The sequence below is a fragment of the Pseudomonas putida genome (genome assembly GCF_028682635.1).
GTDB classification, from domain to species: domain Bacteria; phylum Pseudomonadota; class Gammaproteobacteria; order Pseudomonadales; family Pseudomonadaceae; genus Aquipseudomonas; species Aquipseudomonas putida_AE.
In genome coordinates this window covers 126,049-142,809 of sequence record NZ_JANHLK010000011.1, presented here as the reverse complement: position 1 = coordinate 142,809, position 16,761 = coordinate 126,049, and the positions used below count along the sequence as shown (strand labels likewise).

Annotated in this window: 14 protein-coding genes; 9 read left to right on the top strand and 5 right to left on the bottom strand. The window is 61.8% G+C overall.

Features of this window, described 5'->3' with window-relative positions; translation table 11 throughout:
- The first annotated feature begins 283 nt into the window (after positions 1 to 283).
- The 3 genes from paaY (at position 284) to feaR (ending at position 2,968) form a co-directional block, all read left to right on the top strand.
- Positions 284 to 880, top strand: a complete 597-nt coding sequence (paaY, locus tag NPS56_RS15945; protein WP_274075471.1) for a phenylacetic acid degradation protein PaaY — start codon at positions 284 to 286, stop codon at positions 878 to 880.
- 164 nt (positions 881 to 1,044) lie between these two features.
- Complete coding sequence (gene paaX / locus NPS56_RS15940; RefSeq protein ID WP_274075470.1) at positions 1,045 to 1,968, top strand: phenylacetic acid degradation operon negative regulatory protein PaaX; 924 nt, start codon at positions 1,045 to 1,047, stop codon at positions 1,966 to 1,968.
- An 85-nt stretch (positions 1,969 to 2,053) separates the two neighbouring features.
- Positions 2,054 to 2,968, top strand: coding sequence for a transcriptional regulator FeaR (gene feaR, locus NPS56_RS15935; RefSeq protein WP_274075469.1), 915 nt, complete (start codon positions 2,054 to 2,056; stop codon positions 2,966 to 2,968).
- A gap of 132 nt (positions 2,969 to 3,100) precedes the next feature.
- On the opposite strand, the gene tynA is transcribed toward feaR, so the two are convergent.
- The 3 genes from tynA to NPS56_RS15920 form a co-directional block, all read right to left on the bottom strand.
- Positions 3,101 to 5,389: a primary-amine oxidase gene (gene tynA / locus NPS56_RS15930; RefSeq protein ID WP_274075468.1), complete on the bottom strand. Its 2,289-nt coding sequence runs from the start codon at positions 5,387 to 5,389 to the stop codon at positions 3,101 to 3,103.
- Positions 5,390 to 5,495: 106 nt separating this feature from the next.
- Positions 5,496 to 6,164, bottom strand: a complete 669-nt coding sequence (locus NPS56_RS15925) for a DUF3313 domain-containing protein (protein ID WP_274075467.1) — start codon at positions 6,162 to 6,164, stop codon at positions 5,496 to 5,498.
- Positions 6,164 to 6,478 (bottom strand): hypothetical protein, encoded by a 315-nt coding sequence (locus tag NPS56_RS15920; RefSeq protein WP_274075466.1) that lies wholly within the window; start codon positions 6,476 to 6,478, stop codon positions 6,164 to 6,166. Before NPS56_RS15920 ends, NPS56_RS15925 begins: the two co-directional genes overlap by 1 nt.
- Before the next feature lie 164 nt (positions 6,479 to 6,642).
- On the opposite strand from NPS56_RS15920, the gene NPS56_RS15915 reads away from it, so the two are divergent.
- The 5 genes from NPS56_RS15915 (at position 6,643) to NPS56_RS15895 (ending at position 12,959) form a co-directional block, all read left to right on the top strand.
- Positions 6,643 to 7,350, top strand: a complete 708-nt coding sequence (locus NPS56_RS15915; protein WP_274075465.1) for a response regulator — start codon at positions 6,643 to 6,645, stop codon at positions 7,348 to 7,350.
- On the top strand, positions 7,347 to 8,693 hold the full coding sequence (locus tag NPS56_RS15910; RefSeq protein ID WP_274075464.1) for an ATP-binding protein: 1,347 nt from the start codon (positions 7,347 to 7,349) through the stop codon (positions 8,691 to 8,693). The genes NPS56_RS15915 and NPS56_RS15910 overlap by 4 nt, the downstream gene beginning before the upstream one ends.
- Positions 8,694 to 8,789: 96 nt before the next feature.
- On the top strand, positions 8,790 to 9,290 hold the full coding sequence (locus NPS56_RS15905; protein ID WP_274075463.1) for a sigma-70 family RNA polymerase sigma factor: 501 nt from the start codon (positions 8,790 to 8,792) through the stop codon (positions 9,288 to 9,290).
- Positions 9,291 to 9,447: 157 nt separating this feature from the next.
- A complete protein-coding gene (locus NPS56_RS15900; protein WP_274075462.1) occupies positions 9,448 to 10,431 on the top strand; it encodes a FecR family protein in 984 nt (327 codons plus the stop codon).
- A gap of 98 nt (positions 10,432 to 10,529) precedes the next feature.
- Entirely contained in the window at positions 10,530 to 12,959 is a 2,430-nt protein-coding gene (locus NPS56_RS15895) for a TonB-dependent siderophore receptor (protein WP_274075461.1), read from the top strand.
- A gap of 86 nt (positions 12,960 to 13,045) precedes the next feature.
- Here NPS56_RS15895 and NPS56_RS15890 read toward each other — a convergent pair whose 3' ends face one another.
- Positions 13,046 to 14,197: an MFS transporter gene (locus tag NPS56_RS15890; RefSeq protein WP_274075460.1), complete on the bottom strand. Its 1,152-nt coding sequence runs from the start codon at positions 14,195 to 14,197 to the stop codon at positions 13,046 to 13,048.
- 169 nt (positions 14,198 to 14,366) lie between these two features.
- Here NPS56_RS15890 and NPS56_RS15885 point away from each other — a divergent pair, with 169 nt between their 5' ends.
- A complete protein-coding gene (locus NPS56_RS15885) occupies positions 14,367 to 15,359 on the top strand; it encodes a diaminopimelate epimerase (RefSeq protein WP_274075459.1) in 993 nt (330 codons plus the stop codon).
- A gap of 109 nt (positions 15,360 to 15,468) precedes the next feature.
- On the opposite strand, the gene codA is transcribed toward NPS56_RS15885, so the two are convergent.
- Entirely contained in the window at positions 15,469 to 16,716 is a 1,248-nt protein-coding gene (gene codA / locus NPS56_RS15880; protein ID WP_274075458.1) for a cytosine deaminase, read from the bottom strand.
- Positions 16,717 to 16,761 lie beyond the last annotated feature (45 nt).

Here is a 16,761-nt window from a genome sequence, read left to right as displayed (position 1 = left end):
CGGTTTTGCCGGAGTATACCTGCAACGTGATACGCGAATGCAATAATAAAATTCATTTAATGTGTCTTATTGATGTGAGTTCAGCTGTTATCCAGTGATGCTTTAGCACTATGGATGGCGGTTTCAGTTCATATTTTATTGGGTTTTAAGGCTGTTTTTGCGTTGCGGCGCAGGTCGTCGGAAAGGCCCGGTTCAAGTGATACGCTTTTTAGTCTTTGTGAATTGAAAAGCGATATGATACAAAATAAGTCAATATCCGCATCGCTTTGTGAAGGAAGCTGCCATGACCTGCTACAGCCTTGATGGCCTGACCCCGGTGGTTGATCCGAGTGCCTATGTGCATCCGTCCGCCGTGTTGATCGGCGACGTGATCATCGGCCCCCACTGTTATGTAGGGCCGCTGGCCAGCCTGCGCGGCGACTTCGGGCGGATCGTGCTGGAGGAGGGCGCCAACATCCAGGACACCTGCGTGATGCACGGCTTTCCCGACAGCGACACGGTGGTGGAGCGTAACGGTCACATCGGCCACGGCGCGGTGCTGCACGGTTGCCGGATCGGCGCCGATGCGCTGGTGGGGATGAATGCGGTGGTGATGGACAACGCACGCATCGGCCCGCGGTCCTTCGTTTCGGCGGCGGCCTTCGTCAAGGCCGGCTTCGAATGCCCGGAGCAGTCGCTGGTGATGGGCGCACCGGCCAGCGTCAAGCGCACCCTCAGCGATCAGGAAGTGGCGTGGAAACAGGCGGGGACTCGTGAGTATCAACAGCTGGCCAGGCGGTGCCTGGAACAGATGCAGGTGTGTGAACCGCTGGCGGAGCCAGAGCCGAATCGCCCGCGTATCAGCGACAGCGGCCATCGCCCTAAAGGCAACGGCTTGTGAATGCGATCCCCTGTGGGAGCGGGCTTGCTCGCGAAGGCGGTGTGTCATTGAACATTAATTTCGACTGACACGACGCCTTCGCGAGCAAGCCCGCTCCCACAGGTGTATGCGATTAACTCGCAGACATTCGGTATATTCCTTTTCTTTTTTTGCTCGGTACGCCCATGTCGTCCCTGACACCCTTGAATCACCTGATCACCCGCTTCCAGGAACAGACGCCGATCCGCGCCAGCTCGCTGATCATCACGTTGTACGGTGATGCCATCGAGCCCCATGGCGGTACCGTGTGGCTGGGCAGCCTGATCCAGTTGCTCGAACCGATCGGCATCAACGAACGTCTGATCCGCACCTCGATTTTCCGCCTGACCAAGGAAGGCTGGCTGACCGCCGAAAAGGTCGGTCGGCGCAGTTACTACAGCCTGACCGGCACCGGTCGCCGGCGTTTCGACAAGGCATTCAAGCGGGTCTACAGCACCACGATGCCGGCCTGGGATGGTTCCTGGTGCCTGGTGATGCTGTCGCAACTGACCCAGGACAAGCGCAAACAAGTGCGCGAAGAGCTGGAATGGCAAGGTTTTGGTGCGATATCACCTGTGGTGCTGGCCTGTCCGCGCAGCGACCGCACCGATGTCAACGCCACGCTGCTGGACCTCGGCGCCCAGGAAGAAACCATCGTCTTCGAAACCACCGCCCAGGACGTTCTCGCCTCCAAGGCCCTGCGCCTGCAGGTGCGCGAGAGCTGGAACATCGAGGAACTGGCCACCCACTACAGCGAATTCATCCAGCTGTTCCGACCGCTCTGGCAAGCACTTCGCGAGCAGGAAAACCTGCAGCCTTCGGACTGCTTCCTGGCGCGGATCCTGCTTATTCACGAATACCGCAAATTGCTGCTGCGTGACCCGCAACTGCCGGACGAGTTGTTGCCCGGCGATTGGGAAGGACGCGCGGCCCGACAGTTGTGCCGCAACATTTACCGTTTGATCTACGCCAAGGCCGAGGAATGGCTGAACAGTGCACTGGAAACCGCCGACGGCCCGTTGCCGGATGTGGGCGAGAGCTTTTATCGACGCTTTGGCGGGTTGAAATAACCCGTCGAGGGTAAAGGAGAGTCGCTGTTCAGGAGAACCTGTTGATTGACGTAGACAATAAAAACAAGCCTGCGTGAGGCCTGACATGATTTCTACAACTGCACAGCGCCAGGATGGGTTCGATCAGTGGATCCATCAGATCAACCAGATCTGTGGCGCCTTCAACGCACAACCCCTGGGTACCGGCTTTGCGGGCCAGATCCGCGAATACCGCAGCGATGCCCTCAACCTCAGCTTCGTCGACGCCTGCCAGGCGCGGCTGTACCGCACGCCGCAGGAAGTGGCGGCGGGCGAGGGTGGCAAATACTTTGCGGTGTTCCAGCTCGATGGCACTGCGGGCATGGCCCAGGGCGACGACCGGGTGCTGCTGTCCGCCGGGGACATCACCTTGATCGATGCGGCGCGGCCCAGTGATTTCACCTACAGCGAAAACTCCCGGCAGTTGTCGTTGATCCTGCCGTATCAACTGGTTGAGCAGACCCTGCGCTTCAACCAGGTCAAGTGCGGCCACCGCATCGCTGCGTCGTCGCCCATTGCCATGCTCTCCCATCGGCTGATCCTCGACGCCACGCGCCAACAGCATCTGACCCGGCAGGAAAGCGAAGCGACCCTGGAGGCGATCGTCAGTCTGTTGCGCCCGGCCATCAGCCAGACCGACGATTGCACCGATCCGCACGAGCGGACCTTCCGCAAGACCCTGAGCTTCATCGATCAGCACATCCGCTGCGAAGAACTGTGCCCGGAATGGCTGGCGCGGGAAGTCGGCATGTCGACCCGTGGCCTGTACCGGATGTTCGCCAAAAAAGGCCTGGTGGTGGCGCGCTACATCAAGAACCGCCGGCTGGACCTGTGCGCCGAATCCCTGCGCCAATCGCGCAAGGAAGAGAAATTGTCGGTGCTGGGGTATTCGTGGGGTTTTTCCGATTCGAGCTATTTCTCGACGGCATTTAAATCGCGTTTCGGCATAGCGCCGGGGGAGTATCGCAAACAGCATGCGTGATATTTCACTGGCAACGATTATCCATGTGGGAGCGGGCTTGCTCGCGAAGGCGGCGTGTCATTAAACATATACGCCGACTGACACACCGTCTTCGCGAGCAAGCCCGCTCCCACAGGTTTTGCATTCGCATGATTATTTCGGGGAATTGAGGTTCAGCGTCGGCGTTTCATCGAAGAAATTCCACGGCTTGAGCAGCACATGCACCCATTCGGTCGGCATGATCGGCCATTCTTCGGCCCGGGCGATGTGGGTGGTGCCGGTGGTCAGCCAGACCACGTCGTCGGTGTTCTCGATCGAATGGTTATCCTGGGTGAATTGCCCCAGTCCCGAGTCTTTGTCCGAGCGGTTCGGGTACTTGCCTTCCGGGTACTTTTCCTCCGGGTTGTATTGCGTCACCCACAGCTGTTTGTCCATGAAGCTCAGGCGGTGGTACAGCCATTCATCGGTGCCGAAGTTGGCGCCCTTGGCCACCGGGTGCGTGCCACCGGCATAGGGAATCAGCTGGTAGGACACCGGGTTGCCGACCTTGTTTTCCTTGCTGAAGTTGGTCAGCAGGCGCACGGTCGATGGGTCGAATTTCTGCGCCGCTTGCTGCTCGGTGCTGACCACGCGGGTTTCGGTCTGCATGGTGCTGGTACGCGGGCCGCCTCGGTCGTTGGGCAGCACTACCGGGTTCACCTCTACCAGGGAGTTTTGCTCGCCGTCCACGTCCATGTCGAGGCGGAAGTTATAGATGTGCTGGTGCGTGGTGCCGACGATGTTGTGGTCCAGCAAGGTGCCATAGCGCGTGTCTTCCTTGGCGGTGTCTTCGTGCATGGTCCTGGATTTCACGCCCTTGACCGCTTCGATGCCGGTGGCGCCGGCGTCGATGCCGATGGTGCCGTTCTGCTGGAAGACCCAGTCGAAGATGTAGTCGTAGTTGCCGACGGTGCTGATCCAGCGCACCACCAGTTCGCGCCGCTCGGTGCTGAGGTTGGGCTGGCCCATTTCCTGGTGTTTGTATTCCGGCCCGGCGTAGCGCTCGAACACCGCCATGGCCCGCGGGATCGCGGTCGGTGCGCCGGTGTAGTCGGCGATGGTGGCGTCCAGCAGCACGGCGTTTTCCGGGGCGTCTTTGCCGCGGGCGATTGGCGAGGTCAGGGTGCCCATGCCGTAGTCGCCCGAGTCGAGGTAGGCCTTGAAGTACCAGCCGACGTCCGGGTCGCCGTAAGGCACGATCATGCCGCCCAGGGAGCCTTCGTACATGACCTTGCGCTTCTTGCCCTGGTCGTCATAGGTGACCGTGGACAGGATCGGGCCGACCCGCGAATCGAGGCGAACGTGGAAATCCCAGTTCTGCCAGTGAATGCTGTTGCCGGTGATGGTGTAGTTCTTGCCTTCGGGTTCGATGATTTCCAGCGGCTTGACCGCTACGCCCTTGCGCCCGCGTCCGTCGTAGGGCGTCGGTTTCATCGGCACCGGAATCAGCGCTTCGTCTTCGATCTTGATGAGCTTTTTCTGCTCCAGATCGACAATCGCCACCAGGCCCTCGATCGGGTGCGCCCAATAGTTGCCGTCATCGACGTTGAGGTAGCTGACGATCTTCAGCAGGCGCTTGTCCTGGGCCAGACCGTCCTTGCCGTCGAAGTAACCGACGGTCAGCGGCGTCGCGACGACCTTCTTCACATCGTTGATGCCGCGCTTGGCCAAGGCTTGCGCGTATTCGGGGCTGGTCTCGACTGCGGTCTGCACCGTGGCGAAATCATCCAGCAGCACCATGCCGTGAGCGCCTTCGATCGGCTTCCATGAGTTGAGCGTCTTGCTGTCTAGATCCACCAGCGCTTCGATCACATGCTTGCCGTCGAGCACCACGATAGTGGCCTGGCGCGGCTGGGTGACGTTTTGCCCGGTGAAGACAAAGTTCCACACCTGATCCTTCGGCGGTTCCTTGACCGATACTTCGGTGAAGCGAAAACCTGGCTTGTAGTGTTCCGATTGCTTGACGATGTCCACCGCCGTGGTGATTTCAGCCGCACTCAGGGGGTTGAGCGGGCTGGGACGGGTTTCGACGATGAAGGTCGTGTCCAGGCCGGACTGAAAGACCTGGTTGATGAAGTCCTTGGACATGTACGCCGTCTTGCCCTTGAACACCACGGGCACCGTCAGCTCCATGCGCTTGCCGTTGAGCATGGCCACTTTACTGTCCGGCTTGACCTTGAGATAGACGCCGTCCTTGGCAATGGTGAACAGGTTCGAGTAGTCGTCCCATTTGACGGTGGCACCGAACTCCTCCAGCCCCGCCTGTAGCGGCACCATTTCGGCGTGGCCACCGTGGGCTTGGGCGTTGCTCATGCACAAAGGCAGGCCGAGGACACTCAGGGAAATGGCCAGGGCGAGCCGGGCAAGCGGTGATCTTTTGGGCGATGCTTTGGCGCTGGACATGGGTGCATTCCTGGAGAAAAGCCGGTGACTGGCATTGTTGCACTTTGCTACAGCCAGTCGATGCCTGCCTTTGGATTCCTGCCAGATTGCTTTGTCTGCCTGCCTTTTACTTGCGCATCGCCACATACGAATTGCGCAGGTCGCTGGCCCAGCCGTCGAGCACGCCCTTGACGTTGGCCGTGGTAATCACCTGCTTGTCGTTTTCCAGCGGTATTCCCGTGCCTTTGCGCACTACCGTGGCGACGAGGGTTTTGCTCCCGCCATCGAGAAAGGCGACCTCGGTGGCAATTTCACTGTCCTGGTCACGGATTCCGGTGGCGGTACTGACGCCTGCGACAACCAGGGTGATCGGTAGCCATTCGTAAAAGCGCAGTCCCTGGGTGCTGGCAGACACCCGCGTGATTGCCGGTCGCACGATCAGGGTCTTGGGTCCCGGAGTGTTGACCACGGTCAAGACCTTGCCCAGCTCATGCTTGAGCACCGCATCGTAGTACCAGGTGGTGTCGCCAAGGGTGGTCTGTGGCAGGCGTTCGCTCGGCTTGGGCTCCGGGTAGTAGCGGCTCGGTTCGATGTAGACCTGGGTGTAGCGGTCGAGCTCAAGCTTCGGGTTTACCCAGCTCAGTACCGGTTGGCCCGAGGGCGACTGGTGCTCCGTCAAGGTGCTGTAGTCGTTCAAAAAACCTGAATAGTTGTCCGGCGCGACGGTTTTGCTGCTGCACGCTGAGAGGGCGATGCTGGCGACTGCCAAAAGCGGCAGCGAGAAGAGTTTTCTCATCAAGGGGTTCCTGGGTGGAGGGGGGAGCTAGGCAGGTCTTCCGAGCATTCGATACGCAAATCGCCGTTGGCCATGATCCACTGGGTGAACTCGGCAATCGGAACGCGGTGGATGTATTCCACCCAGGTCCCGGTGCTCGGGCTGTATTGCTCGAAATAGCGGCGCAACACGACGTGGGTCCGATCATCGGTCAGTCCCAGGCACGCCTGCTGGAATAGAATCGGCTCGTCGTTCGCTGGCGCACTGGTGCGCTGGTTGAGGATCACCGTATGAGTGCTGTCGGTTGTCTCGGTCGCGTAATTCGATCCCTGCATGGAAGACCTCATGAATTGGAATCCGCGCAGGGTGCCGCAGGGCAGTAACGACCGTATGTCCGATTGATGTCGGGCGGGCAGGAATGTTTCCGGGTTGAAATATATGACCCTGGCCGCGGAATGGTTTTAGATACGCTCTTTTTTTGACCCTGGATCCCCTGAACGTGAGCAGACTGCTGATCGTCGACGACGATGTGGAAATCCTGTCCCTGCTGAAGCAGTTTTTTGTCCAGCATGCCTACGAGGTGGACCTGGCCACCCATGGCGAGGCCATGTGGACGATGATCGAGAAAAATCGTCCGGACATCATCATCCTTGACCTGATGCTTCCCGGCGAAGGTGGCCTGAGCCTGTGCCAGAAATTACGCGCGCAGACGGACATTGCAATCGTCATGCTGACCGCGATGGGTGAACTGAGCGACCGCATCGTCGGCCTGGAACTGGGCGCCGACGATTACCTGACCAAACCTTTCGACCCGAGGGAATTGCTCGCCCGACTGCGCGCCGTTCAGCGTCGCGCCGGCGAGAAAAGCCAGGGGCGCGAGCCGACGCGGCCGATCATCACGTTCGCCGATTGGCACCTGGATATCACCTGCCGCGAATTGCGCTCGCCCGAGGGCGTGATGATTCCGTTGTCCGCTGGCGAGTTCGATCTGCTGTTGGTGTTTCTCGAGCATCCGCAGCGCATTCTCACCCGGGAACAGCTGATCGACCTGGCTCGCGGCCAGAACCACGAGGCCTATGACCGCAGCATCGATGTGCAGGTCAGTCGACTGCGCCGCAAGATCGAGCCCGACAGCAAGCGCCCGGACCTCATTCGCACGGTGCGTAATGGGGGCTATATGTTCTGCGCCAAGGTGACCCGCTCGTGATTCGGCGCCTCGATACCCTCAGGTCGCGGATTGCACTGACAATCGTCGCGGCGATGCTCGCTTCGCTGGCCCTCAATGGCCTGTTCGTGCAGCTGGCGGGCACCTGGGGGCGCCCGCCGATCGACCGCACCGGCCTGCTGGAGCAGATTGCCGCGAACGTCCGGGTGATCGAGGCGGCGCCCGTCCCGTTGCGCTCGTCATTGGCTACCGCCGCGAGCCATCCGACGCTTGAGGTGGTCTGGCACGAACGGCGGGGCGACTTCCATCTGCCCTCGAACGGTACGCAGGTGGGGACTGAACATTCGCCGCTGCAAGAGTTGCTCGGTGATGTCCCCCGGGACATCCAGGTCTTCAACCCCGGCGACTGGCCGGACCACAGCCCCCAGGCGCACTACGTGGCCCTGGTTCAGCTACGCGATGGCAGCTGGCTGTCGTTCACGCCCCCGGAACGCAGCTGGGGGCTCGATTCCAATGTACGGATCCCGATCATCATCGCCTTGGGGCTGGTGGCAACCCTGCTGGTCGCCTGGATTGCCACGCGACAACTGGCCAACCCGCTGCAGCGTTTTTCCAGCGCGGCACGGCGCTTTGGAGGTGACCTGCGCGCGCCGCCGATCAAGATCGAAGGCCCCCATGAGATACGCCAGGCAATCATTGCCTTCAACACCATGCAGGCACAGATCCGCCACTTTCTCGGCGAGCGCACACAGATGCTCGCGGCGATCTCCCACGACTTGCGCGCGCCCCTGACGCGGATGCGCCTGCGCAGCGAATTCATGGAAGACCTGGAACAGCAGCGCAAAATGGTCCGCGACATCGAAGAGATGCAGACGATGATCAACGCGGCGCTGGGTTTTTTCCGGGATGAAAGCCACGGGGAGCAGAGCACCGCATTCGACCTTTCGGAACTGCTGCAGACGATCGTCGACGACTATCGCGACCAGGACATCGTCGTCGACTTCAGCGGTCCAGCCCATCTGGTGTACGAAGGCCGTCCGCTCGGGATCAAGCGGGTGATCGTCAACCTGCTGGAAAACGCCGTGAAATATGGCCAGAAACCGGCCATCGGGCTGACGGGGGATGGGCGCAGGGTCTGCATCGAAGTCAGCGACGAGGGCCCCGGTATCCCGGAGTCCGCCCTCGAACAGGTGTTCGATCCCTTTTACCGTCTGGAGACTTCACGCAACCGGGATACCGGTGGCGTGGGGCTGGGACTGTCCGCCGCGCGGGCGATCGTGCGCGAGCAGGGGGGGGAGCTGACGCTGCGCAATCGCAGCGGCGCGGGGTTGCTGGCGCGTGTTGAACTGCCGGGCGCTCTCGGCGCAAAGGCTATCGACCGTTAGTCGTTGATCAACCGTTAGTCAGTCCGGCCGCAAACCGTTGCCTTGGCTTAATAGGAAGCATTACTATTCACGCCCTCGCACCCACAGCACACCGCAATGACCCCCAAGCTGCCCCGCAGACACGGCTTTTTCGAGCACTACGAAGAGTTGGTTGGCACCTGGACCCGTCGCCTGAGAAACCGTCAACAGGCCGAGGACCTGGCCCACGATACCTTCGTGCGGGTGCTCGAGTCGGATTCGGCGGTGGTGCAGCAGCCCCGGGCCTATCTGCACCAGACGGCGCGCAACATCGCGGTGGACGGTTATCGGCGTGAGGATCGGCGGGGCGCCATGGAGTCGGAGGCGATCGATCTCAGTGTGTCGTCATCCGGCGACCCGGAGCATTTCATGCAAGCGATCCAGTTGGCGGATTCCATCGAACGGGCGCTCACCGAGCTGCCGGTCAACTGCCGCAAGGTGTTTGTCTGGCAGAAAATCGAAGGCCTGACCCAGGCTGAAATCGCCGAACGCCTGGGACTGTCCAAGAACATGGTGGAAAAGTATATGATCCGCACGCTGCGGCATCTGCGCGACCGCCTGGATGAGTTGCAGTCATGATGTGCGGTGGCCTTGAAAATACCCGTAGGAGCTGCCGCAGGCCGCGATCTTTTGGCGGTCTTGAAGTGGCCGAAGATCAAAAGATCGCAGCCTTCGGCAGCTCCTACACCAACCGCATACCGCGTGATTTCTCATCCCCGGCCAAACAGGAACTTCCATGATGGATACTCGTGATTGTGCGTGCGGGCAAACAGCGGTTCGCGATGAAGCGGCGCGGTGGTTTGTGCGTTTTCAGGAACCCGCGGTCGATGTCGAGGCGTATCGCCAATTCGACAGCTGGCTGAACCAGCATCCTCAACACCGCAACGAATTCGAAGTGCTCCAGGGCCTGTGGAGCGCCGCCGACCTGCTGCCGACGACGCGTCTGCAGGCGTTGTGCGAGGAAGCGCCGAATCGGAGCAAACGACGCCCGTTGCTGCGCTACGCGGTTGCGGCCAGTGTGTTGGCGATGGCCGTCGGCCTGGGGCTATTCAACGTTTTGCAGCAACCTTCGCCCTACACCGCCGAGTTCTCCACGGCGCTGGGCGAGCGTCGCCAGGTCGCCTTGCCCGACGGCTCGACAGTCGATCTGGATAGCCGCAGCCGCATTCAGGTGCGTTTTGAAAAGGATCGTCGCGCCATTGAACTGAGCGATGGCGAAGCGCTGTTCAACGTCGAACACGACAGCAACCGGCCCTTTGTGGTCGAGGCGGGTAGCGGCAAGGTCATCGTCACCGGCACGCGCTTCGATGTGCGCCGGGGCAGCAGCGACACTCGGGTGGTGGTGGAGCAGGGCACGGTCAAGGTGCAGGGACGCGACGCCGCCGCCGACGACTTCATCAGCCTGACCGCCGGCCTGGGCAGCCATGTCGATGCCGCGGGCAAGGTCGCGCCGGCCTACGCGGTCAATTCCGCCGAACTGACGGCCTGGCGCAGCGGCAAACTGGTGTTCAACAACGCCAGCCTGGCCGACGTTGCCGAGCAGGTCTCGCGCTATCGGGAAAAGCCGCTCAAGGTCGGCAATGCCGCCGTGGGCAATCTGCGCCTGACCAGCGTGTTCAAGTCCGACAATACCGACGCCTTGCTCAAGGCCTTGCCGAACATCCTGCCGGTGGCCGTGCGCACCCTCGACGACGGCAGCCAGGAAATAATTTCAAAATAAAATTCAGGTTTTTTTCGAGTTCATCGTCTTCCTGTTCAACTGCAACTGGTTTGCATTAACAAGCGCACACTCTTGCGATCTTCAGGATTACGTTCGACGTGAAAAAGACCACCGCTAAAAACAACAAATCCACTTGGTTGCCGCTGGCCCTTGCACTGGCGGTCAACCTGGCGCTGCCTCAGGCATTCGCTGCCGACGCTATCCACATTCCGGCGCAACCCCTGGGTCAGGCCCTGAGTCAGCTGGGCCAGCAAACCTCGCTGCAGGTATTTTTCAGTCCGGAATTGGTGGCCGGCAAACAGGCCCCGGCGGTGGAAGGCAATATCGCCCCGGAAGAAGCGCTGCGCCAGTTGCTGCAAGGCAGCGGCCTGCAGTACCAGATCGATGAAGGCTCGGTGACGCTGCTGCCAGCCGCGGCAGCGACCTCTGCGGCGAACGGCCCGCTGGAGCTCGGCGTGACCGACATCAAGGTGGTGGGCGACTGGCTCGGTGATGCCGATGCCGCGGTGGTACAGAACCACCCCGGTGCCCGTACCGTGATTCGCCGCGAGGCCATGGTCGAGCAGGGCGCAATGAATGTCGGCGACGTCTTGAAGCGTGTGCCGGGTGTCCAGGTGCAGGAGGCCAACGGCACCGGTGGTAGCGATATTTCGCTGAACGTCGGCGTGCGCGGATTGACCTCGCGCCTGTCGCCACGCTCGACTGTGTTGATCGATGGCGTACCGGCAGCCTTCGCCCCCTATGGCCAGCCGCAATTGTCCATGGCGCCGATTTCCTCCGGCAACCTCGACAGCATCGACGTGGTACGTGGCGCAGGCTCCGTGCGTTACGGGCCACAGAACGTCGGCGGGGTGATCAACTTCGTGACGCGAGCAATCCCGGAAACAGCCTCGGCGGAAATCGGCAGCACCCTGGAAACCTCCCAGCATGGTGGCTGGAAGCACATCGATACAGTTTTCGCCGGCGGCACCGCCGACAACGGCATGGGCGTGGCGCTGTTGTATTCCGCGGTGAACGGCAACGGTTACCGCAAAAGCAACAACGGCAATGACATCGACGACGTGATCCTCAAGACGCACTGGGCGCCGACCGATGTGGATGACTTCAGTCTCAATTTCCACTACTACGACGCCAGCGCCGACATGCCCGGCGGCCTGACCCAGGCCCAATATGACGCCGATCCGTTCCAGTCCGACCGCGACCACGACAACTTCAGCGGCCGGCGCAAGGATGTGTCGTTCAAGTGGATTCGGCAACTTGACGACCGCACCCAGGCCGAGGTGCTGACCTACTACACCGACAGTTTTCGTGGCAGCAACATCGCCGCTCGCGACCAGAAAACCCTCGGCTCGTTCCCGCGCACCTACTACACCTTCGGTATCGAACCACGGGTCTCCCATGTGTTCGATGTCGGCCCGAGCACCCAGGAAGTCAGCGTCGGTTATCGCTACCTGAAAGAAGCCATGCACGAAGAAGCCAGCCGCCTGGCGCTGGTCAACAACGAGCCGGTGGTGCGTCCGGGTTCGGACGGCCACGTCTATCAGGACCGTACCGGTGGCACTGAAGCCAACTCGGTGTACATCGACAACAAGATCGACGTCGGCAACTGGACCGTCACCCCGGGTATCCGTTTCGAACACATCAGCACCGATTGGCATGACCGCCCAGTGCTCGACACCGCTGGCAGGCCGGTGCCGGAGAAGAACCGCAGTATCGAAAGCAACGAGCCGCTGCCGGCCCTGAGCGTGATGTATCACATCTCCGATGCCTGGAAACTGTTCGCCAACTACGAGACTTCGTTCGGCAGCCTGCAGTACTTCCAGCTGGGCCAGGGCGGCACGGGTGACGAGACCGCCAATGGCCTTGAGCCGGAAAAAGCCAAGACCTACGAGCTCGGTACGCGCTACAACGATGAAGTGTGGGGCGGTGAAGTGACGCTGTTCTACATCGACTTCGATAAAGAGCTGCAATACATCAGCAACGATGCCGGCTGGACCAACCTCGGCGCCACCACGCACCAGGGGATCGAGGCTTCGGTGCACTATGACATGGCGGCCCTCGACCCGCGCCTGGCCGGCCTGACCGCCAACGCCGGCTACACCTACACCCGCGCTGTCTATGAAGGCGAGATTCCGGACTTCAAGGGCCGCGACCTGCCGTTCTACTCGCGCCAGGTGGCGACCGCCGGGCTGCGCTACGACATCAATCGCTGGACCTACAACCTGGATGCCTTCGCCCAGTCCAAACAACGCTCGCCGGGCGTGGCGGTGAACGCTGACGGCAGCTTCAGCAACAACTACATCACCGAAGGCACGGCGGATGGGCAGTACGGCGACATTCCGGGCTACGTCACCTGGAACGCGCGTGCGGGCTACGATTTCGGTCCGCAGGTGTCGAACCTGAAGCTCGGGGCCGGGGTGAAGAACATCTTCGACAAGCAGTACTTCACTCGCTCCAGCGACAACAATGCGGGCATGTATGTGGGTACGCCGCGCACGTTCTTTGTGCAGGCCAGCGTCGGGTTCTGACAGACCGAGGTGCCTGCATTCGCTGGCAAGCCAGCTCCTACAAGGGTCGCGCAAACCCTGTAGGAGCTGGCTTGCCAGCGAAGCTTTTAAACCTTCAACACCTTCCCGCCAATCGCCACCGCCAGCAACAACAGCGCCATCAAGCCGAAGGCAAAACTCAAGCTGGCGGCATGGGCGACAAATCCGATCACCGCGGGCCCGGCGAGTATGCCCGCGTAGCCCAGGGTGGTAATGGCCGGCACGGCGATGCTTTCCGGCATCACGGTTTGCTTGCCTACTGCGGTATACAGCACCGGCACGATGTTGGAACAGCCGGCGCCCAGCAATGCATAACCCACCAGCGCCGCTTCCCAACTGGGGGCGAACGTGGCCAGGCACAGCCCGGCCGCCGCCGTCACCCCGCCGAAGACAATGACCCGGGTCGCACCCAGGCGCCGCACTATCGAATCGCCGGTCAGGCGACCCACCGTCATGGTCAGGGCAAATGCTGCGTAGCCCAAACCGGCATAGGCCTTGTCGATGCCGCGTTCCTGCGCCAGGAATACCGCGCTCCAGTCCAGGGCGGCGCCTTCGGCGAGGAACACGATGAAACACATCCCGCCGATAAACAGCACGATGCCGTGGGGAACCGCGAACGCCGGCCCCGAACTTTCGCTGCCATAGGGCAGCATGTGCGGTGCAGCCTTCAACAGCGCAACCAGCAGCAGGACAATGACCACCAGCATCGCGCCCAGCGGCGCGAGCCCCAGGCCGAGCAGCGCACTGACGCCCGCCGCGCCGACGATTCCGCCCAGGCTGAACAAGCCGTGGAACCCCGACATCATGTTTTTGCCGCTGGCCCGTTCGACGATCACCGCTTGCAGGTTCACCGTCGAATCCACAGTGCCCAGGCCCGCGCCGAACATGAACAGTGCGCCAATCAGGGCTGGAATCGACGTTACCGTAGCCAGCAGCGGCAGCGCCGCACAGATCAACAGGGTGCCGCCGGTCGCCACCTTGCGGCAACCGAAGCGCGAGGCCAGGAGGCCGGCCACGGGCATGGCCAGTATCGAGCCGACACCCAGGCACAGCAGCAGCAAACCCAGGGTGCCTTCATCCAGCCCGGCCCGCGCCTTGGCATAGGGCACCAGCGGCGCCCACGCGGCGATACCGAAGCCGGCGATGAAAAAGGCGATGCGCGTGGACATCTGTTCCTGGCGTCCTGGCACGAATGAGGTCCGGGTGTTGAGGTTGGTCATATCAATCCTTGGCAAAAAACGTCGCGTCTGCAAGGGACAATGACTTGCCCCGTGGGTTCGTTCAGCGGTCGTGGCGTCCTGCACGCCGACAGGCTGACATCCTTGCACAGCCGGACCCTGTTTCGCGATATGTTGTGCCAAAGCCAAATATCCAGCAGGGAGGGGCGCCATGGCGCGGATGTACGATGCACGGGGCAATATCTACGGGGTGGTGGCGCCAGAGACGCTGCGCCGGCAGGGCATCGATGTGCCCGATCAGGCCGACCATGCCGCACAGACCCGTGAGGCCTGGACGCTGGCGGCCATCAATGCGTGCTGTGCCTGGGCACCCGGCACGCAACCGCCGGGCAGCAAGGATCATCGCAGCGACGGCTTGCTGGTCGGCCCCTTTCAGTCAGCGCCGCCCTTTGATCTGTTGATCGTCAATACCGACGGCACCCTGGCCGAGCGCAGCGGTAACGGGCTGACGATTTTTTCCCAGGCGTTGAGCGACCAGGGGCTTTTTCCCGGCGACGAAGCCTGCGCGCTCAGGGTGCATCACGACAAATCCGACACGCCTTCACCGGGGCAGACCGCAGTGAAAGCTGCGCAAGTCGAGGGCGTGCAGGGTTTCTGGCTCGACCTGGGCCAGCCTGGATTCGGGCCGTCGGCGGTCAGTGCCGTTGGCGTTGAAGCTACGCAATTGAACGGGTGTGAGCTCAGTCACGTGCGGCAATTGTCGGCGCTTAATGGCGCCTGGTCGCGCAGTCAGTTAGTACGGGTCGGCAATCCCCATTGCGTGACGCTGGTGGACGGCGCCGAGGCCTTGCCGAGCAATGAGCAGATGCGCGAGCCGGCGATGGGCGAAGGGCTGACGCGTATCGCGTTCGCCATGCCGACCGGGGCCGGGCAGCCTTGTGCGGCGGGGATCAATTTGCAATGGGCGATGCATGAATCCGGGCAGTGCGTGGTTGCGCGAGTGTTCGAGCGGGGCGAAGGGCCGACGGCGTCCTCGGGGACGAGTGCGACGGCGGTGGCGTGTGCGGCGTGGCGGGTCGGTTGGGTCCGCGCTGGCGAGGTGAAGGTGACGATGCCTGGTGGCACGGCGCCGATTTTGCTGGAAGAAGAGCTGGGAGAGCTGAGTCGGGTCAGCCTGTTTGGTACGGCTCGATTGATCGGTTGAATTTGAAGTCGCCTTCGCGAGCAAGCCCGCTCCCACAGTGGGTCAGTGTTCGCAATCCACTGTAGGAGCGGGCTTGCCCGCGAAGGGGCCAGCCCAGTCACCGCAACCTTCAGATCTGCTCGCCGGAGAACTCCACCACCGGCATCGTCCGCTTCATCAACACCTTGCCGCCACGCACCGAATACAGCGGCAAGCCCTGGCTGCGAATGACCTCGTAATCGTTCTCCGCGGACAGGATCAGCAAGTTCGCCGGCCGTCCGGGTTCAAGCCCGTAGCGCTCATCCAATGCCATGGCCCTGGCGCTGTTGACGGTGACCAGGTCCAGGGCGTTTTGCAGGTTGCGATAACCGAGCATGTGACAGATGTGCAGGCCGGCTTCGAGCACCCGCAGGATGTTGCCATTGCCCAGGGGGTACCAGGGGTCGACGATCGAATCCTGGCCGAAACACACGTTCATGCCGGCTTCCAGCAGCTCGTTGACCCGGGTCACGCCCCGGCGTTTCGGGAAATTGTCGAAACGCCCTTGCAGGTGGATGCTTTCGGTGGGGCAGGAGACGAAGCTGATCCCCGCGTGCCCGAGCAGGCGAAACAGCTTGGCGCAGTAGGCGTTGTCATACGAGCCCATCGCCGTGGTATGGCTGGCGGTGACCCGCGAGCCCATGTCGCGGCTGCGGGCTTCTTCGGCCAGCACTTCGAGGAAGCGTGACTGCGGGTCATCGGTTTCATCGCAATGCACGTCCACCAGGCAACCGGTGCGCTCGGCCAGGTCCATGAGGAATTTTATCGAGCTGACGCCCTGGTCGCGGGTGTACTCGAAATGCGGAATGCCGCCCACCACATCGGCACCCATGCGGATGGCTTCTTCCATCAGCTCGCGGCCATTGCGGTACGACTCGATGCCCTCCTGGGGGAATGCGACAATCTGCATGTCGACCAGATGCCGGCTTTCTTCGCGCACCTCGAGCATGGCCTTGAGCGCGGTGAGCTGCGGGTCGGTGACGTCGACGTGGGTGCGCACATGCTGGATGCCGTGGGCGGCAAGGGCCTGGAGGGTTTTCCTGGCGCGCACCTTGGTGTCTTCCTCGGTGATGGTGACCTTGCGCTCGCCCCAGCATTCGATGCCTTCGAACAGCGTGCCGCTCATGTTCCAGCGCGGCTCGCCAGCGGTGAGGGTGGCGTCGAGGTGGATGTGCGGTTCGACGAAGGGCGGCACCACCAGGTTGCCACCGGCGTCCAGATCGTCGGGACCCAGGGTCGGCGCTTCGGTCTGCCGGGCGATGTTGCTGATCAGGCCGTTTTCCAGGTGCAGTTCATGCAGGCCTTCCTGGTTGCGCAGCCGGGCGTTGATGATGTGCATCGGGCAGATCCTTTCAGAGAACCGTTTGGACGATATCTCTACGTT

What these genes read in the sequence shown, in the direction of transcription:
- paaY (WP_274075471.1), top strand. Translation starts at nt 284, where the DNA reads ATGACCTGCTACAGCCTTGATGGCCTGACCCCGGTGGTTGATCCGAGT.
- paaX (WP_274075470.1), top strand. Translation starts at nt 1,045, where the DNA reads ATGTCGTCCCTGACACCCTTGAATCACCTGATCACCCGCTTCCAGGAA.
- feaR (WP_274075469.1), top strand. Translation starts at nt 2,054, where the DNA reads ATGATTTCTACAACTGCACAGCGCCAGGATGGGTTCGATCAGTGGATC.
- tynA (WP_274075468.1), bottom strand. Translation starts at nt 5,389, where the DNA reads ATGTCCAGCGCCAAAGCATCGCCCAAAAGATCACCGCTTGCCCGGCTC.
- NPS56_RS15925 (WP_274075467.1), bottom strand. Translation starts at nt 6,164, where the DNA reads ATGAGAAAACTCTTCTCGCTGCCGCTTTTGGCAGTCGCCAGCATCGCC.
- NPS56_RS15920 (WP_274075466.1), bottom strand. Translation starts at nt 6,478, where the DNA reads ATGCAGGGATCGAATTACGCGACCGAGACAACCGACAGCACTCATACG.
- NPS56_RS15905 (WP_274075463.1), top strand. Translation starts at nt 8,790, where the DNA reads ATGACCCCCAAGCTGCCCCGCAGACACGGCTTTTTCGAGCACTACGAA.
- NPS56_RS15900 (WP_274075462.1), top strand. Translation starts at nt 9,448, where the DNA reads ATGATGGATACTCGTGATTGTGCGTGCGGGCAAACAGCGGTTCGCGAT.
- NPS56_RS15890 (WP_274075460.1), bottom strand. Translation starts at nt 14,197, where the DNA reads ATGACCAACCTCAACACCCGGACCTCATTCGTGCCAGGACGCCAGGAA.
- NPS56_RS15885 (WP_274075459.1), top strand. Translation starts at nt 14,367, where the DNA reads ATGGCGCGGATGTACGATGCACGGGGCAATATCTACGGGGTGGTGGCG.
- codA (WP_274075458.1), bottom strand. Translation starts at nt 16,716, where the DNA reads ATGCACATCATCAACGCCCGGCTGCGCAACCAGGAAGGCCTGCATGAA.